Source organism: Streptomyces varsoviensis (assembly GCF_000718635.1).
Classification (GTDB): domain Bacteria; phylum Actinomycetota; class Actinomycetes; order Streptomycetales; family Streptomycetaceae; genus Streptomyces; species Streptomyces varsoviensis.
Map to the genome: position 1 here is coordinate 34,441 of NZ_JOBF01000023.1, position 25,485 is coordinate 59,925.

The following is a 25,485-nucleotide window of genomic DNA, read 5'->3' on the forward strand; positions in this document are numbered from 1 at the left end:
TGCCCTACGAAACCAGCGACACGGCGGAGCCGGAGTCCGCGCTTCTGGCGGCTGCGTCGCGACAGCTATGGCGGCGGTCGTACTCCGCCTGGTGCGCGCGTATTTCGTCGGCGTTGGCGTTCACCCACGCGTAGACCTGGCCGAAGACCTCCCGGACGGACTCGCCGAGGGAGGTGAGGGAGTACTCGACCCCGACTGGGGAGGTCGGCAGGACGCGTCGTCTGATCATGCCGTTGCGTTCCAGGCGGCGCAGGGTCTGGGTGAGGACGCGCTGGGTCACGCCGTCGAGGTGGCGTTTGATCTCGTTGAACCTTCTGGGTTCGTCCAGGACGGCCAGTACCGTCATCGACCACTTGTCGGCGATCTGGTCGAGGATCGGGCGGCTGGGGCCGTCGGAGCGGCGGGCGATGTCGAGGGCGTTACGGGCCTCCAGAGTGGACATGTCAGTACCCTTCGCGATCCGTGAGTTGCTGTAAGTGCCGTATTTCAGTTGCGTGTTCATGGCGCGGGCCCCGCACCGGGGCGCACTCGTGATCTTTCTCAGCGCCGCCGCCCCGAAACTCCCGATCCGCCCGGCCCAGCCCCTCTCCCCGGGCCCTCGACCCTCCCCTGATCCGCCGCCGCCCGGCATTCGACCGTACGGCGAGGGCGCGGGATGCACGATGCGGAGGGGACGTGTGCGGCGGATTTATGCCGTTGATTTTGCGTGGCCTTGGTGTGGGGATTGTGGTGACGGGGTGTCGGCCCGGATACGGCCGACGGCTTTACGGGCGGGTGCCGGCACCGGCGCCCGGGCCGGCCGCGGGCGCGGCCGGCGTCGGGCAGGCGGGTGCCGGCCGGAGCCTACAAGCGGCCGCCGTTGTCGACGAAGCCGATGAGGTCCTGGATGCGGTCCATCGCGGTCACCCCGTGTACGTCCTCGACGGCGCGGGAGACCACATGGCAGATCAGGTTGCGCTCCAGTTCGCCGATGCCGAGCCGGTACATGTTCAGGTACAGCCAGTTGAGCACGACCCGGTACTGCTGGAAGGTGTTCCAGCCGCCCAGTTGGTCGGCGGCGGGCCGGTGGCCTCCCAGCGCCCGGTGGAACGGGCTGCGGTCCGACCACGCGGCCCACGTCGACCCCCACGCCTCCGGGGCCCCGCTCTCATCCACGTTCAGCGCCAACTCGCCCGCCTCGATCAGCTTGTTCGCCCGGTCGCGGTAGCCGAGCAGGACGTCCAGGAGGGCGGGGTACGGCAGGGCGTCGTGGTAGTCCGCGGCGGCCGTGATCTCGGCGACCCGCCCCCGGAACCGCTCCGCGTTGGCGTCGTAGACCTGGTCGAACCGCTCGCGCAGAGCGTCCGGCATCTTCGCCAGATAGGCGTCGGCGTGGCCGCGGAAGGACAGGTAGCCGTAGGTCACGGGTGGCAGGAAACGGTGCGCCGCCGCGATGAACAGATCGACCGCCGGCGCCATCTTCGAGCCGCCGCCCCGGGCCCGGTCGAGCATGGCGAACACCACGTCGTTGGTGTCCACGTAGTAGTCGGCCAGCAGGTCCGCCGCGGCCTGCCCGCCCAGCACGCGCACCCGCTGCTCGTACGGCTGCGTCTCGACCGTGTTGTTGCCCGCCCACGGCGTCAACGGCCCCTCCTCGCGCTCCTGCCGCGCGAGGCGTATGTGCTGGTCCCGCGCCGCCGCCTCGTCCAAGGTCACGGTGGACGGGTGCGTACGCACGTACTCCCGGAGCACCCCGTCGACGGCCGGCGCGACGACGGCGTCGAAGGTCTCGGGGTCCGCTTGGACCAGGACGCGGACGTGCGGCCCGCGCCGCCAGTGCGGCTGGAAGTACGCGCGGTCCACGGAAGGGGCGACGGCGGCGAGGAACGGGCGTACCGCGCCGAGCAGCAGGGCGGTCCGGTCCCTGTCGTGGTGGAAGACGTTCACGCTGCGCCACGAGGACTCCGTCGTCATTTTCCCTCTCCCTTTCGACGGCCTGGGCCGCCTTGGCCGTTCCGGCCGTCTTCTCCGTGCGGGCCCTGCCGGCCCCGGCAGTTCAGCTCGATCACGTACTCGGTCACCCGCGGCAGCCCCTTGTGGTCGGTGATCGCCGTCTCGGGCCCCGGCGCCACCTCGTAGAACACCGCCGCGCTGCCGGGGTCCCGCGCCAGGCGCTCGAAGGCCAGCATCAGCGGCGGCGAGCCCACGTCGACGTACAGCGGCTTACGGGCGCGGTCGTTGGCCGCCGAGCCCGCCGCGACGGCGTCCATCCGCAGTACGGACACGAAGAACCGCGGCGGGATCTCGTGCTCGGCCAGCCAGGCCACCACCGTCAGCAGGAAATCCGCGTCGGGCTGGCCGGGCGCGCGGCTCGGCAGCGTCCCCGCCTGGGCCACCCAGGTCGCGCGCCGCAGCACCACGCGGCCGAGCGTGAGCCGCGGCGCGTGCAGCACGCGCCCCTCCCCGCGCCCGGCGCTCGCGTCATGGCGCAGCGGCTGATCCGGCCGCAACAGGATCGGGTTCTCGCCGAACGCCTCGACCAGCAGCCCCATGACCGGCGGTAACTGCCGCTCATACGACAGCCCGCCATGCACGGGCCGCACGGCCGCACCCCCGTCGAACAGAACAGGAAGCCCGTCCCCGCCCACGCCGACCGTCAGCCGCGCGGGCGGCGGGTAGTCGAGCCGGTCGTCCAAGGCCGGCTCGCGCTGATTGAGGGAGGTGGCGAGGGACTGGTCGAACTCCGCGTAGGTCGGGGGCGCCGGGTCGGTCGGTCGCGGTCCGCGGCCGCCCGGCAGCGGCAGTGGCGCATCGGCCGACAGCGGCACATCGACCGGCAGCGGCTCGTCCTCCGATACGTGCCGCAGCAGTCGGCGCACCTGGGAGCGGCCGCGGCCGAAGCCGGAGTTCACCGCGTTGACGATCAAGTGGTCATCGGCGGCGTCGTATTGGGCGTACACGGCGACGGGCCCGGGCGGCCGTACCCAGGGCGGTGCCGCGTCGAGTATCCGTGCCAGCCGGGACCGGTCCGGCAGGGCGTGGCGGATGGTGGCGATGAGGCCGGCGAGGTGGCGGACCTCGGGGACGGGGCTGGCGGCGAGGGTGGCCGTGAGGCCGTTCATGTCGAAGGCGACGGCGGCCGGGTGGAGCCGCGTAACCTCGTGGCCGTCGCGTACCAGCTCGGCGTAGAAGCGGTCGAACGGCACCGGCGCGTCTGCGCCGAAGCGGTCCCGTACGAACGCGGCGACGGCCAGTTTGAAGGGCAGCGTGTGGTCGAAGACGGCGAGCAGCCGGCAGGCGGCGGCCAGCTCGTCGAGGGTGTTCCGCCAGGCCGGGAGGCCCGCTTCGGCCACCGTGCCGGGGATGACGGACTGCTCGGTCACGACGTCCCGCGGCCTGCCGTCGATGCCGAGGTCCGTCAGGCGCTCGCGCAGTACGGGCCCGAGCGCGAGCCGGCCCGCGCCGTTCGCGCTCTCGTACGCGCGCAGCGTCTCCCGGAGCGGGCGCAGGGCGGGGGCCCGCTCCGCCAGCCGCCCCAGCGGGTCGATGCCGTGCTCGTCGAAGTCCGGGCCGGGCCGCGTCAGGAGCACCCCTGCCGCCAGCAGCGAACGCACATAGCCCGCCGCCTTCTCCGGTGGCACGGGCAGGCTCGCCGTCAGCGCGGCGAGCGTCGGCCGGGCGGCCGCGGCGCGCAGGCAGTGCCGCAGCGGCGGGGTCAGCGGCAGGCTGAGCAGTTCTTCCGACGGCGCGGGTCCGAGGAACCGTACGGAGCCGTCCACCAGCCGCGCGCTGGGGTTGACCCGGACCGTCGCCTCGGCCGGCTCCGTCAACGCGGCGGCGAGTGGCGTGAGGGCCGACAGGTCGAGTTCGACGACCGAGCGCGCGTCGTCGGTCGCGGTCCACCGCAGCGCCGGCCCGTCCGGTACGTACCGGCCGAGGCCGCTGGCGGTGAAGGTGCTGAACGGGCTGGTCTTGACGGCGGCCCGCGCCGCGTACACGGCCAGCCGGATCAGTTCCTTCCGCCCCGGCGCGCGTCTGCGCGCGACCGCGTACAGGGTCGGGCTGGCATGGGCGAGCCCCTGGCCGAAGCGCGGCTCGGCGCTGATCTCCCGCAGCCGTTCGCCGACGGCCCGCTCGGCGTCGGCCAGTACGGCCGGCAACCGTGCCCGTTCGGCGCGGAGCCTTACCGTCGCCGGGCCGAAGTCGCCTATCTCACGGACCAGTTCAGGGCTTAGGGCGGCGGTGACCAGCGGATCGGCCAGCAGCCGCGCCGGATCGCGCAATTGGTGTACGGCCCGGCGCAGCGCGACCAGCTTCGGTTTGACGGCCGGGTCGCTCAGGCCGGCGTCCGGGCGGCTCGGCTTGGCGGCCGGTTCGCTCTGCTCGGCGGCCGGGCCGCTGAGGCCAGCGGCCGGGTCGCTCGGCTTGGCGGCCGGTTCGCTCAACTTGGCGCCCGGGCCGCTCAGCGCCCCGATCGCCTCATGGCAGCGGTCGGACAGCTCCGCCGCGCGGGCCGTCAGCTCTGCGGCCGTACCCGCCGTAGCCAGCAGCGCGTGCCGCAGCCGCTGGTCCGCGAGCTGGTCGAGCACGGTCGCGGGCAGCCCGGCGACGCGTACCCCGAACGTGGTGGCGCACTGGGCGGCGTACTGGGAAGTCACGGGAAGGGGTGGGGGTAGGGGCTGAGGTCGGCGTCCGTCAGCGGGCGCGGCGCGAACCCGAGCCGGTACGGGACCTCCCGCAGCCGGGGCAGCCCGGTGGTCCGCCGGTTGCGGTGGCCGAACGTCATGGGCAGCGCGCCGGGCGCGATCACCTTCACGCAGCGCAGCCCGGCCGCCTCGTGCAACGGCGAGGTCTGGTCGACCACCACGACATCCATTCCACCCGCCAGCATCCGGCCGACGGCCTCGGTCAGGTCGTCGCGCAGATCGGCATGGAGCGGCCAGGGGTCGCGGCGGCCCGCACCCGGCCCCCGCCCCAACTCGCCCCACTCCACCGCTCGGCCGCTGTCGAGCAAGAACGAGAAGCGGCCGAAGGCCCCCGGCGTCGCGGCGCACAGCGCGTGGTCGGGCATGACGCGCACGAGGTCGGGGTCGGCGGCCATGCGGCGGGCGCGTTCGGCCTCGGCCGGGTAGCGGCGGAGTTCCTGTTCGACGATAGGGGCGAGCTCGCCCAGGGCGGTGAGCACGGCGGCGGCCGGGTCGAGGGCGGAGCCGCTGGTGCAGATCACCTTCGGCCGGCGGTCGTCGCCGGTGGTGTCCTGGGCCAGGACCCAGGCCGCCGGGATGCCCTCGGCCAGCGTCATGTCGAAGGCCCGGACGCGGTAGCCGGTGGTGCGCTTCAGGCGTTCGGCCACGAGCCGCACGCGCGGGTCGGGCGCGCGGGCGAGGTCGACTTCCGGCAGCGGCAGCCGGGCGTACCAGGTCATCAGGAACGCGTCGCGCTCGACGACCTCCAGCACGCCGTGCAGGATCGCCTCCTCCAGGCAGCCGCCGAGCGCGCAGCCGTTGGAGATCTCGAAGGTGAAGGGCTTGTCGGAGGGGGCCTTCCCCACCCGGGCCGCCTGGGCCGTACCGCCCATCCGGGCCGCCTGGGCCGTACCGCCCGCCCGATCCGCCTGGGCCGTACCGCCCGCCTGAGCCGCCTGGGCCGTACCGCCCGCCCGGGCCGCCTGGCCCGCCCGTGCCGACCAGGCGGTGTCCGCGCCGGGCCGCAACGCCATCCGGTAGTACGCGTAGTTCTCCGGTACGAGCACGGGCCGCCCCTGACCGAAGGAGTACGCCCACACCCACGACACCACCGCGTCCTCGGTGAACGGCTGGTAGGCGCAGTCCGGCTCCTCGTAGCGCTCCGCCGGGAACAGGCCGAGCGTCCGTGGGTCCAGGGCGTCCTCGGCGAGCTCCGCGTAGCTGCCGCGTACGGCCGTCCGCTTGCCCCAGGGCCACTGGCCGCCGAGCCGTTCCAGCGCCTCGGCGATGGCCGTGGTCCGGCAGGACGCGAAGTCGCGGCCGCGCCCGAACCCCGCCTCGCCGCGGTAGCCGTACTCCGTCAGCACCGCTTCGGCCAGCGGGAACAGCGCGTCGCGCAGCCCGGTCGGCGGGGCGACCACGCCGGTCTCGACGTCCACGTAGAGCCCGGTCAACCGGGCCTCGGACAGTTCGCCGACGCGGGTGGCCCCCGGCCGGGGCTTCGGCCGGGGCTGGGGCGCGATGACGGCTCGTACGGCCGTGTCGTCGGGCAGCGCGCCGCAGACCGGACACAGCGGGTCCGGCAGGAACGCGTGCGGGGTCAGGGACAGGTCGCGCAGGCCGACGTACCAGCAGCGGTCCCTGGCGGCGCCCGAGTGCGCCAGTTCGCGCACGGCGTCGGCGGCGAACCCCGAGAGCCAGTCCGAGGGCCGTTCCGCGACCCCTGCGACCTCGCTCAATTCGGCCTCGTGCGGGTCGCGTCGGGGCGCGGCGGCCCGCCAGGTCTGTACGCACCGGACGCAGCCGGGCTCGCCGGGGTGGACGACGGGCCCGACCACGACGCGGTCGAGTTCGGTCCACACCGGCAGCCAGGGCTCGCCCCGGCCGTGCGCCGCCGCCCAGCCGCCGGCGTCCCAGCCGTCGCGCGCCACCACCAGCAGCGGCGGCGGGCGCAGGGCGATGGCCTCGGCGAGCAGGCCGTCGCCGATTACCGTCTCGCTCACGTGCGGTTCTCCCTCACCAGGTCAGCCGGAACTCGGGGCGCGGCCCGGCCGGGTGCTCCGTGCCGAATTGGGCCATCAGCAGGCTCCGCCTGCGGCCCTCCAGGCCGAACCAGGCGTCCAGCAGATGCGTGAGCACGTCGTTCTGGATCCGGCTCGCCACGCCGATGGCCGCGGCCGCGAGGCACGCGCGGTGCAGCGCCGCGCCCGCCGCCGCCTGCTGCACGCGGTACCAGCGGGCGCCGAACCGTTCCTCCGCCGCCTCCGCGTCCCCCACCGGCAGCAGCCACAGGTTCCCCGTGCGCGCCCCTTGCTGGGTCAGCGCCGCCAGCGCCGCCTCCCGCAGCCGCTGCCGCGGGTCGCCCTCGCTCACCAGCTCAAGCTGGTGCTCCTCGGGGTGGTAGCGGTACGCGCCGGACGGCACACCCGTCACGTCGGCGACGACGCAGTAGAACTCCACCAGATCCGCCGGGAGATCCCAGCGCGCCCGCTGGCCGTACGCGGCGAGGACGGTGGCCAGCGCGCCGGCCGACATCTTCGCCCCGCTGAAGCCCCGCATGGCCGCGTGCCGCGTACGGGCGCCGGCCGCCAGGTCGGGTACGGCGTGCGGCAGATCGACCCGCGGGCGGGCTCCGTGGGAAGCGGACGCGGAGGAGGCCCCAGCCTCGGCTTCGCCCTCAACCTCGCCCTCACCCCCTCGTACGGTCGCGTCACCACCACCGTCATCGGCCCCCGCCCGCAGCGGCTCCGCCCCCGGCCGGCTCTGCGCGAGCACCGCCGCGTGGGCGCGGGCCGCGAGCGGGAAGGCGGCGAGCGACGGGCCGCCGAAGGCGGAGGGGACCGGCGGCGGCAGGAGCTCCACGACGGCGTGGACGCCCTCTTCCCGCGCGTCGAGGCCGAGCAGTTCGGTGACGTCGGCGTCGGGGAAGCACAGCCGAGCTGCGGCCGTGTGATCCTCCGCCCCCGGCCCCTCCGCCACGGCCAGCGCCTGCGCCACCTGGATGCCGGACTCCAGGCAGGCGAGGCGGTAGTACATCTCGCCGTACTTGGCGGCGAGCCGCCAGAACACGTTGGTCTGCACGAGGACGGTGGCGGCGGGCCGGGTGGCGACCCAGCTCCGGTAGTCGCCGGAGCGCAGCCGCACCAGGTCGTGGCGGGCCGGGTCGTAGTAGTGGACGCCGGTGGGCACGCCCGAGTCGGGGCCGGCGAGCACGTACCACTCGGCGCTGTACCGGGCGCCCCCGGACGGCGTCGGCCGCCGGGTCACCAGCCACTGCAGCGGGTCGTCGTCCGGGATGGCCTCGAAGCTGTCGGTGAAGGGCAGCATGTCCAGCGGGGTCAGCCACTGCGCCCGGGTGATGCCGCCGAGGTCGGCGAGGAGCCGGCCTAGCCGGTGCCCGGCCCGCTCCGGGGGCCAGGGCAGCGGGTGCCGGGGCGCGCCGGGGTAGCTCTTGACCAGCCGGGGCGGGTACGCCTCCGGGTTCGCCACCTCGGTCGGCGTGTGGACGTCCTCCTGGTAGCGCGTCGCCTCATCGCTCACGGGTCACACCGCGCACAGGTCGAACGCGGTCCTGGTCAGCAGCAGCCGCAGGTGCGTCTCCTGGGCCAGGCTGATGCCGAGGCGGTTGCACATGAGGTGCGCGCACCGCTCCACGATGAGCTGCGGCACCAGGTGGTTGATGTGCTCCAGCACATCGGCCGGGGCGTCGAAGACGGGGTACGCGTCCAGTTGGGCGTCCAGCTTCCCCAGCAGCTCCAGTTCGACCAGGGTGTCGTTGAGGTTCCGTACGGTCGTGAGCCAGGTGCTGGCCACGGACGCGGCCGGCAGCGCGACGCCCCGCGTCGACGCCCACACCGTCTCCAGCCCGGCGCGCAGGTGGGCCTTGTTCGCCTCGAAGTGCCGCTCGAACTCCTCCGAGCCGAGCAGCTTCGCGGCCGCGCCGCCGCTCTCCACCATGAACCGCGTCTGGTAGGCGAGTTCGGGCAGGATGCCGGTGAACAGCGTGCGGTTGCCGCACAGCATGGCGTACGCGTCCATGGCGCGCTGCCCCGGCGTGCGCCCGCGCGCGATCAGTTCGAGCGCCACCGCGCTGGCCGCCATGAGCTGCCGTTCCACGGCTTCCAGCGCGCGGCCCGTGCCGAACACCGCGGTCTCCGGCGCGTAGTCGATGAAGGCGACGGAGTTGTCCGGGTGCAGCTCCGTGTCGTACGCGGTCATGCGTTCCACCGCGGCGAGCGCGGGCGCGGACTCGGCGTAGTCCGCGGCCGTCATCGAGGACCGGGACGGCGACGCCCGGTAGAACGCGGCGGACGTCTCCTCGATGGCCGTACGGACCTGCGCGGCGTGCTCCGGATCGGCGAGCACACGCAGCCGGACGTGCGGGCCGCCCTCCCAGTAGCGGAGGAAGAAGAAGCCGTGCGCCTGCCCGGCCCGGCGCAGCCGCTCGACGGCGGGCTTGACGGCGCCGGTGATCAGGGCGTCCTGATCGCCGTGGTAGAAGAGGTGGGCGCTGACCCAGCGGCGCTCATGGTGTTCACGGCGCTCACAGTGCTCCTGACGCTCACCGTGTTCACCGCGCTCACGGTGCTGCTCACAGCGCTCATGGTGCTCAGACATATCTGACTCCGGGCTCGTTGAGTTCCACGATGTACTCGGCGACGCGCTCGCCGCGGACCTGGCCGGGATCCGGCACCATCTCGCTGATCTGCACCATCGCGGTCGGCTCGGTGAGCCGACGTTCCAGTCCGAGCAGCAGCAGCATGCTCGCGAAGTCCACGTAGTTCGGCTTGACGCCGTTGTTCGGCCCCGGGCCGTTCTCGCTCGGGCCGCCCGCTCCCTGGCCCAGCGTCGCCGGGTCGAGGACGGTGACGAAGCACCGCTCGGGGATGCCGTGTTCGGCCAGCCACCCGGCGATCTTCAGCAGCCAGGCCGCGTCGGTCGGGGCGTCCGCGCGCCGGGGCAGCCGGTCCGCGCGGGTCAGCCACATCGCGCGGCGCAGCACGACGTTGCCCACCATCAGCCGGGGCAGGTGGCGCACGCCGCTGTCGGCGCGCGGGTCGGAGTCCATCCGCAGCTCGGTGTGGGCGCCGAACCACGTGGTGGACTCCCCGAACGCCTCGACCATGAACCGCGCGGCGGGCGGCAGCAGCCGGTCGCCGAGGCCCGGATGCACCGGGCAGATCCGCCGGCCGAGCCGCCGCGACACCAGCGCGAGCCGCCCGTCGTCGCCGCGCCGCACGTACAGGTCGTTGACGGGCAGCAGGTCCGCGCGCTCGCGCACGCTGCGCACGCCGGGGTAGTCGACGGCCAGCCGGACGCCCGGCCTGCGCACGTTGACCGCGGACCGGGCCACGGCCTCGAACTCCGCGAAGAGCACGTCGTCGCGGCCCGCGGCCAGCCCCGGCTCGGCCGGCGCGCCGGCGTGCAGGTCGAGCCCGTCCAAGATCTGCCGGACCCGGTTGCGGCCGCGCCCGAAGCCGCAGTTGATGTTGTTGACGACCAGCTCCGGGCCGCGCGCGGCGTCGGCGAGCTGGCAGTAGACCGCCACGGACGTCGGCGTACGGACCCACGCCGGCCACTCCTGCGCCAGCGCGCGCACGTCCTCGGGGGCGACGCGGACCACGCCATCCGGATCGGGCGCCCGCCCGCCCAGCAGCCGCTTCCCGGCGGCGCGCAGCCGGTGCAGCTCCCGTACGGCCTCGACGGGGCTGTCCGCGCCGGCGAACCGGCTGAGCGGCGCCGGGCGCGCCCCGCCCGCGGCGGCCGACTGCTCGGCCAGCACGTCCCGGTAGAACACCACCAGCGGAACCTCGGCCCCGGCCGCGTACCGCCTTCGGAACAGCGAGTCGAGCGCCAGCTTGAACGGCAGATCGGGGCCGATCAGCCCGAGCAGGCCGCGCACCGCGTCGAGGTCGTCCAGCAGCGGCCGCCAGCGCCGCTCGTCCAGCACGGCCGCCGTGCCGGGGTGCACCGCGTTCTCGTAGAAGCTGTACCGGCCGAACTCCTGGGCCAGCTTCGGACTGTCCAGATGCGCGTGGTCGCCCACCTCGCGCAGCGCCGTGTCCAGCCCGCGGATCACGGCGTCCCGCACCGGGACCCGGTCGCCGGGCGAGGCGATCGCCGGGTAGCTCGTCAGCGCCTCGTGCATCCCGTGCAGCGTGCGGTCCAGCCGCGCCAGGCCCGGCTGCCCGAGCCGCCGCAGCCAGGCCCGCAGCTCGGCCACCGGGTCCGGGGCCTGGTCGGCGAGCGGCGGTACGAGTTCCAGTACGCCCAGCGACACCAGGCGCCGCAGGAACACGTCGACCTGCCGCCCGTCGGCCGCCCGCGCCAGCAGCCGCTCCCGCAGCCCGTCCAGCGTGCTCGTGCTGTCTCCCATGTCGCCCGTGACGTCCGTGGCACCAGTTACGTCTGTGTCGCCTCTGGCGCCCGTGGCCAGCTCCATCACCCGGCGCAGGGTCGGGGTGAGGGCGAGGCTGTGCACATGCTCGACCGGGCGGCGGCCCAGGAACACCAGCACGTCCTCGCCGTCGGTGACCGTGGCGCTGGGGTTGATCCGAACGCGGCACTCGCCGACGACCTCGGGGCGCTCGTACACGGCGCGCGCGATCCGGTGCAGCGACCCGATGCTGACCTCGGTGGCGGTCGCCGCGGCGGTGCCCGCGGGGGCCTGCTCTTCCCCGGCCTGCCTTGCCACGGAAGGGTGCGACAGGGCGACGATGTCGTCGCACCGGCTCCAAGCGGCCAGGCCACTGCTGGTGAACGTGGAGTACGGGCTGGTCTTCGCGGCGGAACGGGCGAGGTACTGCGCGAGCCGCAGCACGCTCTGGCGCTGCGGCGCGCGCCCCGTGTCCGACCACTTGCGCAGCGCCAGGAACAGATCCGGATTGGCGTGCACGAGCCCCAGTTGGAACGCGGGCAGGGCGGCGGCGGTGCGCAGCGCCTCGTAGCTCGCGGCCTGGTCCTCGGCCAGCCGCTCCGTCAACTCCCCGAGCAGCCGGTCGCGTTCGGCGAGCCGCGCCAGCCACTCCTGGACCGGCGCGACGAGGCCGGCCGGCAGGTCGGCCAGGCGCGCGGGGTCGACGCGCCGGCCGCGGTGCACGGCCCTGCGCACCGCGACGAGCCGCGCCTTGCGCTCCCCGCCCCCGGCGGCGCCGACCGCCGCGTGCAGCAGGTCCGACAGCTCGCCCTTCGCGCCGTCGATCTCGGCGCGCAGCCGCACCAGCTCCTGGGCGGCGCGCCAGCTCCGGTCACACCGCAGGCCGTCCAGGGCGGCGACCGGGCTGCCGGCGAAACGCACGACGGCGGCCGGGCCGAGCCGGTAGCGCGCGGCAGCGGGGCGGCCCGCGTGCCCTTCCGCCGCCCCTTCTTCCGCCTCTGCCGTTTCCTTCGGCCTTGCCGACTCCTCCGGCCTTGCCGACTCCTCCGCTCTCGTCGGCTGCTCCAGTTTCGTCGGCTGCGCCAGCCCCTCTCGCAGGCTGTCCATCAGTCCACCGCCTCGGGCTCGACAGGAACGATGACCCGTCCGCCGGGCCCGGTCCGGGCCAGCAGGATCTGGAAGACGGGGGTGTGGCGCCGCTCGGTGAGCCCGAGGGCCGCCCGGACCCCGTCGGCGTGGTACGCGTTGACGATCCGCCCGGACAGCCCCTGCGCCGCCGCCGCGACGCACACCCGGTGAGCGAGCAGCCCGCCCTCCTGGTTCAGCACCCGGTAGCCGCGGTCCCCGAAGGTGTCGAACGCCCAGTCGCGATCGCCCACGAGGTGCACGACGGCGTTCATGTCCCGGAAGACGGGGCCGGGGATGGTGACGCGCTCGATGGCGGTGAGGGCATCGGGGGCGGCGAGTGACGACCCGTCCGTGCCGGTACCTGTGCGTGTTCCCGTACGAGCGTCCGGGACCGTACGGGCACCAGCGGCCGTACGGGCACCAGCGGCCGTACGGGCGCCCGTGACCGTACGGGCGGTGCCGTCCGTACGAGGGCCGCCGACCGTACGGGCGACCGGGATCAGGGCGCCCGTGGCCGGGTCGAGGCGGTAGGCGCCCGGTGGGATGCCGACGAGGTCGCCGACGGTCAGGTAGATCTCCAGCGGGGCGGGCGTGCCGGGCGGGACGGTGTCGGTGGCGACATCGGCGCGGACGCGGGCGAGCCGGGTCCACAGGTCGACGCCGTCGACCCATGAGGCGACCGGCCGGAAGATGCCGGGGCCGGAGTCGCGGGACCGCAGCACGCCCGCCAGGTTCGGCTCGGGGACGTCGGCCTCGGGCAGCGGCAGGGGCTCGGTGCCGGACCCGTCGGGCCCGTCGGGCCCGACGGGCGTAAAGGGCACGGCCGTGGTGAAGGACGCCGTGTCCGTGCGCCGGGAGGCGCGGTTGACCTCGGTCAGCGTGGGACAGGCCCGCGCGACCGTCAGCCCCCCGCGCACCACGGCCGGTGCGATGGGGTCGATGGCGGCGGCCAGTGCCGCGGCCGTCTCGGCGGTCGGCCCGCCCCGGACGCCCCGGACACCCGGAACGGGCCGGGCGTCCGATCCGGCGGTGTGGAGGGGCAGGACCAGCAGCGACGACTCCTCGTCGCCGTCGAGCCCGAGCAGCTTGTCCACCGGCGCGTCGAGGAACTGGTGGTGCACCCGCGTCCGTAGCCCCATGGCCCGCGCGACCAGATCGAGGTTGCCGGCGAGCAGCCCGGCCTCTTGGGTGCACAGGCGGTAGGCGTACTCGCGGTAGATGTACGCGACCTTGTTGAACAGCGCGGACGCGACGAACACGGCCTCGGGCAACGCCCCGTCGGCCTCGCCCCCGGCCTCGGCGCCCGCCGCCCTGGTCAGCAGCCGCCGGTGGTCGCCGTCCCGCAGCCGTACGAGCGCGTGGTGCGGGGCGTCGTAGTGATAGGTCCCGTCGGCGAGGCACACGTAGAGCTGAATGCCGAACAGACAGCGTGCGGACGCGACCATCCGGTGGTAGGGCCACGTCCCATTGGTGTCGAACTCCTGCCGGGAGATGCCGTAGCCGTACCGCAGCAGCGTGGAGAGCGCCCGCTCGTCGAACGCGTCGACCTCGGTGAGTTCCGCGGGCGTCCTGGTCGTCAGGGGGCGGCGCGGCAGGCCGCGGTAGAGCTTGAACTTCAGCGGTTCGTCCGGGTTCCCGTACTCCGACCGCCGGTCCTCCATCGCCTCGGCGAGGTCTTCGAGGGTGACCCGCCAGAACTCCCGGCCGACGCCGCGCTCGGTCACGGATTCGCGTTCGGTCATGGGAACGGGTGCGGATGCGGGTTGCGCACCAGCGGCAGCCGGGGCAGCCCCGTCACCCGTCGTGCCAGGTGCCCGAAGGTCATCGGCACCGACCCCGGTGCTATCACCTTGACGCATGTGAAGCCTCCCGAGGCCTGTTCCGTGGAGGTGGTGTCGACGGCGACGACGTCCATGCCGGCCGCGGCGAACCGCCGCACGGCCTCGTCCAGATCCGCGCCGATATCGGTGGTGCCGGGCCACTGCCAGCGGTCGAGCCCTTGCTGCCAGGTCGACTCCGGCGGGGCGTCGAGCAGGAAGGAGTACCGGTCGAAGGTGGCCGGGTTCGCCGCGCACAGCAGGTGGTCGGCCATCGAGCGGACCTCGTCCGGGTGGTCGGCCAGGTGCTGGGCGCGGTCGCGCCAGTCCGGATCGAGCGCGAGGAGGGTCACGTACTCGACGGTCTGGCTGAGTTCGTGCAGGGCGGCCAGGATCGCCTCGGCCGGGGCCAGCCCGCTGCCGCCGGTGGAGACGGCCCTGGGCCGCCCGCTGCCGGTGACATCCTCGGCGAACGTCCAGAAGGACGGAATCCCGTGGTCCCGCGTGGTGTCGAAGACGCGCACCCGGTAGCCCTGCCGCTCGATGCGCTCGGCGACCAGCGGAATCCGGCGGTCGGGCACGCCGGCCGGGGCGATCTCGGGCAGCGGGGTCCGCCCGTACCAGGCCGTCAGGAACGCGTCGCGTTCGGCGACTTCGAGGACGCCGTGCAGCACCGCCTCCTCGTAACAGCCGCCCAGCGCGCAGCCGCTGGAGATCTCGCACGCGAACGCGGGCTCACGGCACGGCTCTTCGCCGTCGTCATGGTGGCCACTGGGATCGCCGCCGCCGGGATCGCCGCCGCCGGGATCGCCGCCGGGCCTCGGCAGCCGGTAGTAGACGAAGTCCTCCGGTACGAGCACGGGCCGGGCCTGCCCGAACGACCAGCCCCACACCCAGTTCGCCACCGCGTCCTCGGTGAACTCCCGGTACGGGAAGCCGGGGGCGCGGTACCGGTCGGGCGGGTACAGCCCGAGCGAGCGCGGGTCGACCGCGTCCCCGGCCACCTGCGCGTAACCGGCCCTGACGCTCGTACGCCTGCTCGTCGCGTACGCCGCGAGCCGTTCCAGCGACTCCGCCACCGCGACCGCCCGAGCCGACGCGAAGTCGCGCGTACGCCCGTAACCGGCGGCCTCCACGGCGACGCCCGGCACCGCCATGACGGCCTCGGTGAACGGGAACGCGTGCTGGGTGTAGGAGGTGACCGAGGGAATCAGCCCGCTCTGCGCGTCCACATAGGCCGCGTCCAGCGCCTCCGGCTCCAGCCGCCGTACCCGGCTCGCCCGCGGCGACAGCTTCGTCCGCGCCACCCGGGCGATCCGCGCGCCCTCCGCGGTGTCGACGGGTAGCGCGGAACACTCGGGGCAGCGCGGATCGGGCAGGAACCTGTGCCGCGAGAGCGCCAGCGTGCCGCTGTCCACGATCCAGAAGCGGTGAGCTTCGGGGGGTGAGGGCGGGGGCGTGCCCTCCGAGTCGGCCGAGGGGCCGTAGGACGCCGTGGTCTCCGCCCCCGCCGCCACTGTCAGCTCGGCGACGGTGTCGGCCAGGAAGGTCGGGAGCTCCCGGCTCCGTGGCCCGGCGACCGTCGCGGCGGCCAGCTCGGCGGTGCGTTCGGCCGAGGCGGCGGCAGCGGCGGCGCGGCGGGTGCGCAGGCAGCGCGGGCAGCCCGGCGGCCAGGGGCCGACGACGACGCGCCGCGGTTCGAGCAGTACCTGGGGCCGATCAGCCATGGACGACCACGGCTCGCGCCACGAACGGACACATCCGGGCGACGAGCGGATCGTGGTCGAGCGGCACCGCGACCACGCGTCCGCCGTCGCGCGTCAGGCCCGCCACCGCCGCTTCGAGCGTCACGGAGTCCGGGCGCCGCCCGCCGTTCTTCCCGCGTAGACGCGCGGGAAGAATGGGCACGGGCGGCGGCGCGTACCCGGGCTGGTCGGCGGCGCGGGACTGGTAGGCGAGGAGTACGCGCTCCAGCCCCTCCTCCAGCGCGGCGTCGACGTCCAGGTCGCTCACGTAGCCGACGGTGGCCTCCGGAGTGGAGAACGCGAACGTCGGCAGCCCGAGCAGCGCGGTCAGGTCGTGGACCTCGACGGGCTGGTCCACGATCTCCAGCAGCTTCACATAGCGCGCGGCGCGCGGCGTCAGCTCCGCGTCGGCCAGGTCCAGCCGGGGGAAGGGGACGGTCGCGGCCGAAAGCGCCGTGACAACGGTGTCATTCGCTGCCGCGACCACCGCGGCGCGTACGGCTTCGGGCCAGTCGCCACCGGAGGCCGCGGTCCGGGCGGGGGAGACTTCCCGCCGGGGGGCGTCCGTGGGGGAGGGGCCGGAGGGGGTGACCTCGGCGGGGGAGGCCCCGGCGGCGGTGACCTCCGTGGGGTGGCCCTCCGTGGGGTGGCCCTCCGTGGGGTGGCCCTCCGTGGGGTGGCCCTCCGTGGGGTGGCCCTCGGTGGGGAAGTCCTCTGCCGGGGAGTCCTCTGCCGGGAAGACCTCCGCGGCGGGGACGGCGACCGGTTCGCCGGTGAGTACGTCCACCCCGTACAGCCGCTCGCCCTTGCGGGGGTCGCGCATGACCGCCGCGTACCGCTCGAACGCGCGCCGGACGGCGCGCCGACGGGACTCGACCACGTTCTCGCCGCAGCCGAACACCGGGAACGGGCCGCCGGCCAGGCCGATGGGGTCGGAGACCACGACCTCGCTGACAAACAGCGGCAGTTGCTCGTAGTCGCGCTCGGTGATCTCGGCGAACACGCCGGTCCGCGCGTCGACGCAGTCCACCGCGCGCCGGGCCAGCTCCTCGTCGTCGACGCGCGCGGCGGCCGGCAGCGCGGCCAGCCGCGCCGGGTCGTCGGGGACGACGGGTCGGGCGAGGGGGTGCGGCAGGAAGGCGTGGTTCGCGGTCTCCAGCGTCTCCAGATCGAACCGGACTACGTGACCGGGCTCGACGACGCCCCGACCCTGGGCGTTCTGGGGCTGGGCGTCCCGGTCACCGCCGCTCCCGTCGATCCCCGTCAGGTGCCGGAACGCCGCGAAGCACAGTTGGTTGGCGACCAGCGCGACTGTGGGGCCGCGCAGGAACTCGCTCACCGCGGCCTCCGGGCGGTCGCCGAGATCCGCGCCGCCGAGATCGGTGCCGACAAGGCCCCTGCTGACGAGGTCCGTGCCGCCGAGATCGGTGCCGACAAGGCCCCTGCTGACGAGGTCCGTGCCGCCGAGATCGGTGCCGACGAGGTCCATGCCGACGAGGTCCGGTGCGAGCGCGCCCAGTCTCCGCCAGGCCGATTCCCACCCGGTGGCGTCACCGTCCGCGCCGGTCACCGGGCCGATCCACGCCTCGTCGCGCACCACGACGGCCTGCGCGGACGCGGCCCCCGCGGCGGCCGCGGCGCGGGCCAGCCGCCGGGCGCGTCCGAGCATGGGCCGGTCCGCCACGTGCAACACCATGGCGGCGCCGGCCGCGAGCTGATCGAGATCTCCGCTGCCAACGCCTGCGGTGTCGGCACCCGGCAGGTAATCGACGTGGGCGGCGTAGCCAGCGTGGGCAGCGTGGTCAACGTATTCAATCTGCTGTTCCGGGTCCCGTTCCCGTGCCGCGGCGAGGTGTTCGGCGACGCGCTCGCGGTCGAACGGCGACTCGGGGAATGGTACGAGCGTCAAGGACCGTACGCCGGAACGGAGTTCGGAGTTGGCGAGGGCCTGCAACAGCGGGCCCGAGCCGGCCAGTACGATCCTCGCCCCGCGGTATTCCTCGAAGCGGAGTTCCGGTGACTCGACGAAATACTCGATGAAGGCGATATTGGCCGCGTAGTTCTTCGCCACGTCGGCCGGCAGCGTGTGCGGGCGGTCTTCGAGTACGTTCTTGACGTACCCCTTGCCGAGCAGCAGCATCGTCAGCTTGGCGAGGCCCGTACGGCTGGACTCGGGCACGGAGGCGCACAGTTCGCCGAGCGTCCTGGTGCCGTCCAGCATCGGGGCGATCCGCTGGATCCACTCATAGGTCGACGCGCCCTTGAGTATCGACCCGCCCAGGTTGCTGCGGATGTAAGCGCCTTCCGGTACGCGCATGACGTAGACGTCGCCACGCAGTCGCGGCCGTATTCGCTCGGCATTGGCTTCCATGAACACCGCTTCTTCACGCATTCTCGATGTCTGGTCAGGAGGGAGACCGAGAGCCACCCGGTCCCCGTTCACAACGCGCACCGGCTAGAGCACATGTGCCCGGAACATCAGCACCCGGATCAGGTGCAGGAGCAGCACGGGCAGCAGCAGCAACAGCTACTCGCACCGCCGGAAGCGGACAGCTCGGTCAGGCCGTAGCCGGCCGTCACCGACTCGGGCACCACCTCGCCCAGATCCACCAACTCGAAGGCGCTGTCGTCCAGCACCAGGTCGTCGAATCCCTCCATGTCTTTCACCTCTTCTCTTCTTCAGAGTGCTTTTACTTCGGGCAGCACCTTGTCGCAGAAGAGCTCCAGGGTCTGCCCAGCCTCGGCGAGCGGCATCGCGCCGAAATCGATCTGCCAAAGGATCTCGTCGACGCCGCCGATGTCGTCGTTGAAGGCTCGGATACGGTCGATGACGGTGGCCGGCGAACCTGCGATCACCCCGCCCTCGGTGAAGAGCTTCCTGGGCTGCAGGCCGCGCAGCATCCAGCCGAACCCGGAGTAGCCGCGGTAGGCCGAGGACTCCCGGCGGTCCCAGGGGGTCACGGCCTCGGCCCATACGTCCAGGTAGCGGCGGAGGTAGGTCTCGGCGATCCGCTCGGCGCGCTCGTCGGTCTCCGCCACGACCAGCGGCAGGCTGGCCGCGACACGGGGCCGGAGTCCGGACGCGCCGTGCGCGGCCTCGAACGCGTTGCGGTAGAGGTCCAGATGGCCGCGGAACTCGTGCGGCGAGATCATCGGCGTGATCAGCAGCCCCAGCCCTTCCGTGCCCAGCCAGGTGAAGCTCTCCGGCGTGCGCACCGCGGCGCCCCAGACCGGCGGATGCGGGCGCTGGGTGGGCCGCGGCAGCCCGGTCACGTTGTCGTAGGAGAAGAACGGCGTCTGCTCGCTGACCTTTTCCTCGGTCCATATCCGTAGCACCGCGCGGATGGTCTCGCGGAATCGGTCGACGCTCTCGTCCATATCCAGACCCAGCGCGTCGAACTCGTCCGGAAGATAGGCCCGTGCGAATCCCACATCGAGCCGGCCGCCGCTGATCGCGTCCACCTGTGCGGCTTCCGCCGCCAATTGAATCGGGTGGTGGAAGACCGGCAGAACGCACCCTGTCATCAGCCTGACCGAATGGGTGCGGGCGGCCACGGCGGACAGGAATCCGAAGGGGCTCGGGCAGTACCCGCCGTAGTGGTGGAGGTAGTGCTCGGTCATCTTCACCGAGTTCAGGCCGCCCTGTTCGCCCCGGACCGACAGCTCCAGCGCGTCGCTGAAGTAGGACTGCGGAGATTTCGTCTCCGGAGTGCAGTCAGGAAGAAAGGAAAGCCCGAAGCGCACCGATATCACTCCCTAGCAACCGGGTATTCACCAGACCGACATCTGATTTATGCCCTTACGGTTCGGGGCCCCTCGGTGCCACCGATTCGCGGCTGACGCTACATCTGCCCCCCAAGGTCGTCAATATCCTTCGACGCCATGGTCTGAACCTGAAAATTTTTTAAGGTTCGCCCGGTATCCTCGGAGATACTTACGCTACAAAGCGTGCGTTATTGACAGCTCCGCCCAATACTGCAAGCGTGGCCGACCGGTGCATACTGCAAGCGTGTGCGTCCGATGTGTCTCGATGCTCGATGCGGTAATCCTCCGCGCCGCCACTGAATAACAGTCGACGGATGTTGGCCATGACCTCCACGCTGGAAACGCCCCGCCCCGCAAGTACAGCCCCCGCCGCCCGCGCCGCAAGCACGGCCGGCACCGGCGAGGGCGCCAAGAAGTCCGTACAGCTCGTCGAGTTCACCGCGATGCACGGTGTCCGGTACAGCGTCACCCTCGGCTATCTGAAGGCGACCGCCATCGCCGACCCCGCCCTCGACGCGTCCTGCGAGTTCACCATCTCCGTGCGCGAACAGGGCGGCGGGGAACGGGCGATGGCGGAGCTGCTCGACTCCTGGGACGAACCGTTCGTGGTCGCGCTGACCGTCTTCTTCTGGAACCGCGCCCAGTCCCTTGAGCTGGCCCGCCAGGTGAAGCAGCGCTGGCCGGACTGCACGGTCGTCGTCGGTGGCAACGATGTCAGCCACCAGCAGGAGCCGCTGTTCGCCGAGGCCCCCTGGGTGGACGTGCTGGTGCACGGCGAGGGCGAGCTGCGCTTCCGCGATCTGATGCACTGCCTGCTCGCCGGCGGCGACCTCGCCACGATCCCCGGCATCAGCCACTGGTCCGGCGGCGCCCTCGTCACCAACCCGGACGCCGACCGCATCACCGACCTCGACCAGGTCGTCTCGCCGATCCTCACCCCGGTCTACTCCGACGAGGAGATCACCGGCTCGTCGATGATCGTGTACGAGACCAACCGCGGCTGCCCGTACAAGTGCGCGTTCTGCTACTGGGGCGGCGCGACCAACTCCAAGGTCCGCCAGTTCGATCTGGAGCGGATCTTCGCCGAGCTGGGCCGGCTGATCCGGCTGATGCCGACGGACGCGACGCTGTTCATCGCGGACGCCAACTTCGGCATCCTCGGCCGCGACCGGCAGATCGCCGAGCACATCGTCGAACTCAGCAAGCGCTACGACAAGCGGCTGATCATCAGCACCAACTGGGCGAAGAACGGCAACGAGCGCATCGTGGAGATCGCGAGCATGCTGCACGCCGCCGACCTCACCGGTGCCATCACGCTCTCCGCGCAGTCCTTCGACGCGGACGTACTCAAGATCGCCAACCGCGCCAACATCCGTACGGACCACTACCGCCGGCTGCTGTCCCGCTTCCGCGAGCTCAACGTCCCCACCTACACCGACCTGATCTGGGGCCTGCCCGGCGAGTCGTACGAGACGTACCTCAAGGGCGTCGAGGAGGTGCTCACCGCGGGCGGCTCGCCGGTGATCTACCCCCTGCTGCTGCTCAACAACACCGAGTACTCCCGGGAGTCCTTCCAGGACAAGCACCGGCTCACGACGCGCTGGATGCCCGGCGATGTCACCAACCCCGAACTCGTCGCCGACGTCGTCGTCGCGCACGAGGCCATGACCGCCGAGGAGTGGGCGCGCGGCATGGAGTTCCGGGTCGCCATGACCCTCTTCCAGAAGATCCTGCTGCGCTGCGCGCTGCGCGTCCTCCACGCGACGACGGGCGTACGGCTCGTCGAACTCTGCCAACGCGCCTGGTCGTTCCTGCTCGACGACTGCGCCGACCCGTTCCTGCGCGCCGTCGCCCGCAATGTCGCCGTCGCCCACCAGGAACCGTCCGACCTCGACATGGAACTGCTCAAGACGGTCATCGGCGACCAGATCGTCGTACCCGAGGAGGTCCACTTCCAGGCCCTCCTCTGCCGCGCCGTCCGCACCGAGCGCGCGACGTCCGACCTGCTCACCGCGGCCGTCGACCGGCTGTGCGGCTGGCTGGCCGACGCCGGCCACGACATCGACCGCGAGCTGGTCGACGGGGCCCTGACCCTCGACATCGCGGCCACGACGATCCTGCGCGCGAGCCTGCGCGGCGAACTGGCCGAGGCGACCTTCGCCATGCCGCGCCCGGCCTGGAACCGCCTCGTCGCGGACGGCGACGTACCGTCCAACCTCGACGCGAGCGACCAGGGCAGCGTCGTGCACGGCACCCTCTGGGCCCCGCCGCGCTGGGTCCACTACCCGATCAGCGTGTACGCGCTCTCCATCTGGCACGGCACGGGCCGCCCCCTGCACGACGCGCTGTTCGCACTACCGGCCCGGCTGCCGACGGCGGCGTGAGACGCACTTAGGGGACAGGACAGGGGGCAGGGGACAGGAGACAGGGGACAGGGGGCGACAGGGCATAGGGGGCGGGCTTCGGGCCTCCCCGGCCCCCTGGCGTGCGTTCGCCTCCTACAGCCAGCCGCGGGCCAGGGCGGTGCGGGCGGCGTCCGTGCGGTTGCGGGCGCCGAGCTTGGCCATGGCGGTGGAGAGGTAGTTGCGTACGGTGCCCTCGGCCAGGAAGAGCCGCGCCGCGATCTCGGCGTTGCTCGCGCCCTCCGCGACGGCGCGCAGCAACTCGCGCTCCCGCTCGGTCAGCGGGTCGGCGGCGTCCCAGGCGGCCACCGCCAGCTCCGGCGCGACGACCCGCTCGCCCGCGTGCACCCGGCGCAGGGCTGACGCCAGCTCCCCGATCGGCGCGTCCTTGAGCACGTACCCGGCGACCCCGGCGTCGACCGCGCGCCGCAGATAGCCGCTGCGCGCGAACGTGGTGACGATCAGTACGCGCGTGGGGTCGCCCAGGCCGTTCAGCTCCGCGGCCAGGTCGAGGCCGGTACGGCCGGGCATCTCGATGTCCGTGACCAGGACGTTCGGCCGGTGCTCGCGCACGGCGGCCAGCGCGTCGTCGCCGTTGGTCGCGGTCGCTACGACCGTGATGTCGGGCTGGAGGTCCAGCAGGGAGGCGAAGGCCCCCAGCACCATGCCCTGGTCCTCGGCCAGGACGACGCGGATCACCGGGCCGCCTCGACCGGCACGGTGATGGTCAGGGTCGTGCCGGCGGAGCCGGTGCGCTGTACCACGCCGCCGAGCTTCGCGATCCGCTCGCGCAGCCCGTTCAGCCCGGTGCCCTCCGGGGCCGTACCGCCGATGCCGTCGTCCGCGATCACCAAGCGCACCCGTTCCTCGTCCGCGTCCAGTCCGATGTGGCACATGGAGGCACGTGCGTGCCGGGCCACGTTGGTCACCGCCTCGCGCAGGGCGAGCCCCAGCTCGTGCTCGGCGGCGGCGACCAGGATGAGATTGTCGTCGCACGCGACCCGCAGGGTCACGTCGGTCCCGGCCAACGCGCGCCGGGCCGCTTCCAGTTCCGCCCTGATGTTGGTCCGCCGCCATCCGCTGACCGTGCTGCGTATGGCGGCCAGCGCCTCCCTCGCGTTGCGTTCGATCTCCTCGGCCTCCGCGCGCGCCCGCTCCGGGTCGACCGGCACCAGCTCCTTGGTGAGCTGCGCGCGCATCACCACCGCGGTCAGCGAGTGGCCGAGCAGGTCGTGCAGGTCGCGCGCGATGCGCTCGCGCTCCCCGATGGCCGCGAGGAGTTCGGCCTGCGCGGCGCGCAACCGCTCGTTCTCCCGCTCCTGCCGCCGGCCCCGCTGCCGCATTTCGAGCAGCCCGACCAGCCAGAGGAATATGGACGCCGAGATGAGGCCCCAGAGCCGGTAGGGCATCGGCACCCGCGACACCACCGTCGTGACGGTGTTCAGCACGGTCAGCCCCGCGAACCACAGCGATGCCGTGCGCGACGGCAGCGTCTTGCCGGCGACGGCCGCCGCGTAGATGAACAGCACGCTCGCGTGGGTGTTGAACGGTGTGGCCACCGCGCCGATCACGGTGAACGGCACGAGCGATGTCCAGGTCTGCCGCACGTAGTGGCCGCGCAGCAGCGTCCCGGCGAAGAGCAGGACCGTGGCCAGGCACACCGCGATCGCCAGCGGCCACTCCCACCAGGCTTGTTGCGGGGAGAAGTAGGGCTGGGCGAAGACGAAGAGCACGTAGCAGAGGGAGATCCAATCCCAGGTGAGCAGCCGCGCGGCTACGGACTTGGTGGCGTGAGCGTCATCGGTGTTCATATCCGAGACCCATATCGGAGACTCATATTCGGGCGCGACGATAGGACATGACGGCGACGGTACCGGCGACCACGGTGGTGATCACGAGGGCGAGTACGTGGAGCAGGGCGGACCCGTCGCCCAGTTGGGCGAGGCCGAGCTCCGCGAGGTGATAGGTGGGCAGGAACTCGGCTATGTGCTTCACCGCGGAGGGCAGAAACCGAATGGGTATCCACAGACCGGACAGCACCGCCAGCGGGAACAGCACCGCGTTGAGCATCGCGATCGTCGCGCCCGTCCGGAACCGCAGCCCGACGGCCACGCTGAACAGCGTGAACGGGACGGTGCCCAGCAGCAGCACGACCGCCACCCGCAGCAGCGCCCAGGGCGAGGCGTCCAGCGTGCCGAACGCCGCGGCCGCCACGCCCATCAGCAGCAGCACGCCCACTCCGTAGAGCAGCGCGGCGGTCGCCTTCGCGGCGAGGCTGATCCCGACGGGCACCGCGGAGACCCGCTTCATACGCAGCCAGCCCAGGTCACGGTCCTGCGCGACCCCGATCCCCGGCTGCAGCGCCGCCACCGTGATCACACCGTACGTACCGAACGTGGCCACCATCGCCGTACCGGCCGAGAGCCCCTGCGTGCTGCCGTGCCCGTACAGCAGGTTGAAGAGAATGAAGAAGCCCACCGGCATGAGAATGCTGAAGAACAACGAGGTCGGCTCCCGCACGATCGCCCGCAGCTCGTCCCGCAACTCCACCCGGAAGATCCGCACACCCAGCACACTCACGCCGCCACCTCTTCCGCCGTGCCGCCGTCTGTCAACGCGAAGACGGCCTCCTCCAGGCCGGCGTCCCGCACGCGCAGCTCCGACAGGTCCGGGTCACGGTCGAGCAGGACGCGCAGCAATTCCTCGGGTGCGCGCGTCTGGATCTTCACCAGGTGGTCGTGCTCGGGCGTCACGGACAGCACGCCCGGAAGCCGCTCCAGCTCGCCGCGACCGAGGCGGGTCCGGGCGGTCACCGTACGGTCGGGAAGCCGGGCGACCAGCTCCTCCGGCGGCGCGTCCGCCAGGACTCGGCCGTGGTCGAGCACCACGACGCGGTCGGCGACCTCCGCGGACTCCTCTATGAGGTGCGTGGTGACGAGCACCGCGGTCCCCTGCTCCCGACGCCGGGCGAGTATCTGCCAGAAGTGCCGCCGGGCAGAGGTGTCCAGCCCGGCCGTGGGCTCGTCGAGCACGAGCAGCGCCGGCTCGGTGACCAGGGCCATCGCGAGCTGCACCCGTTGCTTCTGGCCCCCGGAGAGCTTCGCGACCCGCCGCCGAGCCAAGTCCGTCAGCCCGAGCTCCGCCAGCACGGGCCCGGCCGCCGAGCCCCGCAGCCCGCCACGGATCGCGGCCCCGGTGACCAGCTCCTGCACCGTGAGGGTGTTGGGAAACCCGAGGGTCTGCTGCGCCACCCCCAGCCGCCGCCGCGTCGCCGCCCGCCGCGGATCGCCGTCCAGCACCCGCACGGCCCCTTCCTGCGCCGCACGCAACCCGACCACGATCGTCACCAACGTCGACTTACCGGCCCCGTTGGGCCCCAGCAGCGCCACACACTCCCCGGCCCCCACCTCCAAGTCCACCCCATCGAGCGCCACCGTCTCCCCGTACCGGTACCGCAACCCCTCAGCCGCCACCACCCGCGTCGTTCCCATACCCCTAAGCTGCCGCCCCACCGCCCCCACCGGTAGTGACCCCCCGTCACGCCCCCCAAATGACAATTGTCATCCCGGCCGCCCCTCGGCGCGGGGC

At 72.9% G+C, this 25,485-nt stretch carries 17 protein-coding genes; 1 reads left to right on the forward strand and 16 read right to left on the reverse strand.

Annotated elements, in window-relative coordinates; all coding sequences use genetic code 11:
• Positions 1 to 4: 4 nt before the first annotated feature.
• The 12 genes from IF55_RS27990 to IF55_RS28040 all read right to left on the reverse strand — a co-directional run bounded on the left by IF55_RS27990 (position 5) and on the right by IF55_RS28040 (position 19,474).
• Positions 5 to 442, reverse strand: coding sequence for a winged helix-turn-helix transcriptional regulator (locus IF55_RS27990; RefSeq protein ID WP_048832602.1), 438 nt, complete (start codon positions 440 to 442; stop codon positions 5 to 7).
• A gap of 401 nt (positions 443 to 843) precedes the next feature.
• On the reverse strand, positions 844 to 1,953 hold the full coding sequence (locus IF55_RS27995) for a thiopeptide maturation pyridine synthase (protein ID WP_030891366.1): 1,110 nt from the start codon (positions 1,951 to 1,953) through the stop codon (positions 844 to 846).
• The gene (locus IF55_RS28000; protein ID WP_037967061.1) at positions 1,950 to 4,637 is read right to left on the reverse strand and encodes a lantibiotic dehydratase; all 2,688 of its coding nucleotides are present in this window, start codon (positions 4,635 to 4,637) and stop codon (positions 1,950 to 1,952) included. Before IF55_RS28000 ends, IF55_RS27995 begins: the two co-directional genes overlap by 4 nt.
• Complete coding sequence (locus IF55_RS28005; RefSeq protein WP_048832603.1) at positions 4,634 to 6,667, reverse strand: TOMM precursor leader peptide-binding protein; 2,034 nt, start codon at positions 6,665 to 6,667, stop codon at positions 4,634 to 4,636. Before IF55_RS28005 ends, IF55_RS28000 begins: the two co-directional genes overlap by 4 nt.
• 13 nt (positions 6,668 to 6,680) lie before the next feature.
• A complete protein-coding gene (locus IF55_RS28010; protein WP_030891360.1) occupies positions 6,681 to 8,204 on the reverse strand; it encodes a nitroreductase family protein in 1,524 nt (507 codons plus the stop codon).
• A gap of 3 nt (positions 8,205 to 8,207) precedes the next feature.
• Positions 8,208 to 9,281: a lantibiotic dehydratase C-terminal domain-containing protein gene (locus IF55_RS28015; protein ID WP_030891357.1), complete on the reverse strand. Its 1,074-nt coding sequence runs from the start codon at positions 9,279 to 9,281 to the stop codon at positions 8,208 to 8,210.
• On the reverse strand, positions 9,274 to 12,147 hold the full coding sequence (locus IF55_RS28020) for a lantibiotic dehydratase (RefSeq protein ID WP_030891355.1): 2,874 nt from the start codon (positions 12,145 to 12,147) through the stop codon (positions 9,274 to 9,276). Before IF55_RS28020 ends, IF55_RS28015 begins: the two co-directional genes overlap by 8 nt.
• Positions 12,147 to 13,910, reverse strand: a complete 1,764-nt coding sequence (locus IF55_RS28025; protein ID WP_030891354.1) for a SagB family peptide dehydrogenase — start codon at positions 13,908 to 13,910, stop codon at positions 12,147 to 12,149. The genes IF55_RS28020 and IF55_RS28025 overlap by 1 nt, the downstream gene beginning before the upstream one ends.
• A complete protein-coding gene (locus tag IF55_RS28030) occupies positions 13,907 to 15,712 on the reverse strand; it encodes a TOMM precursor leader peptide-binding protein (protein ID WP_048832604.1) in 1,806 nt (601 codons plus the stop codon). Before IF55_RS28030 ends, IF55_RS28025 begins: the two co-directional genes overlap by 4 nt.
• A complete protein-coding gene (locus IF55_RS39555; protein ID WP_157854579.1) occupies positions 15,705 to 18,101 on the reverse strand; it encodes a hypothetical protein in 2,397 nt (798 codons plus the stop codon). The genes IF55_RS28030 and IF55_RS39555 overlap by 8 nt, the downstream gene beginning before the upstream one ends.
• A gap of 119 nt (positions 18,102 to 18,220) precedes the next feature.
• The gene (locus IF55_RS38865; RefSeq protein ID WP_106980492.1) at positions 18,221 to 18,388 is read right to left on the reverse strand and encodes a thiomuracin/GE37468 family thiazolyl RiPP peptide; all 168 of its coding nucleotides are present in this window, start codon (positions 18,386 to 18,388) and stop codon (positions 18,221 to 18,223) included.
• 21 nt (positions 18,389 to 18,409) lie between these two features.
• Positions 18,410 to 19,474, reverse strand: coding sequence for an LLM class flavin-dependent oxidoreductase (locus tag IF55_RS28040; protein WP_030891345.1), 1,065 nt, complete (start codon positions 19,472 to 19,474; stop codon positions 18,410 to 18,412).
• 344 nt (positions 19,475 to 19,818) lie between these two features.
• Here IF55_RS28040 and IF55_RS28045 point away from each other — a divergent pair, with 344 nt between their 5' ends.
• A complete protein-coding gene (locus tag IF55_RS28045; protein ID WP_030891342.1) occupies positions 19,819 to 21,879 on the forward strand; it encodes a radical SAM protein in 2,061 nt (686 codons plus the stop codon).
• Positions 21,880 to 21,993: 114 nt separating this feature from the next.
• On the opposite strand, the gene IF55_RS28050 is transcribed toward IF55_RS28045, so the two are convergent.
• The 4 genes from IF55_RS28050 to IF55_RS28065 are packed head-to-tail and all read right to left on the reverse strand — an operon-like array spanning position 21,994 to position 25,388.
• On the reverse strand, positions 21,994 to 22,596 hold the full coding sequence (locus IF55_RS28050; RefSeq protein WP_030891339.1) for a response regulator transcription factor: 603 nt from the start codon (positions 22,594 to 22,596) through the stop codon (positions 21,994 to 21,996).
• The gene (locus IF55_RS28055; protein WP_048832607.1) at positions 22,593 to 23,708 is read right to left on the reverse strand and encodes a sensor histidine kinase; all 1,116 of its coding nucleotides are present in this window, start codon (positions 23,706 to 23,708) and stop codon (positions 22,593 to 22,595) included. The genes IF55_RS28050 and IF55_RS28055 overlap by 4 nt, the downstream gene beginning before the upstream one ends.
• A gap of 22 nt (positions 23,709 to 23,730) precedes the next feature.
• The gene (locus IF55_RS28060; protein WP_030891334.1) at positions 23,731 to 24,477 is read right to left on the reverse strand and encodes an ABC transporter permease; all 747 of its coding nucleotides are present in this window, start codon (positions 24,475 to 24,477) and stop codon (positions 23,731 to 23,733) included.
• Positions 24,474 to 25,388 (reverse strand): ABC transporter ATP-binding protein, encoded by a 915-nt coding sequence (locus IF55_RS28065; protein ID WP_048832608.1) that lies wholly within the window; start codon positions 25,386 to 25,388, stop codon positions 24,474 to 24,476. The genes IF55_RS28060 and IF55_RS28065 overlap by 4 nt, the downstream gene beginning before the upstream one ends.
• Between the last annotated feature and the right edge of the window lie 97 nt (positions 25,389 to 25,485).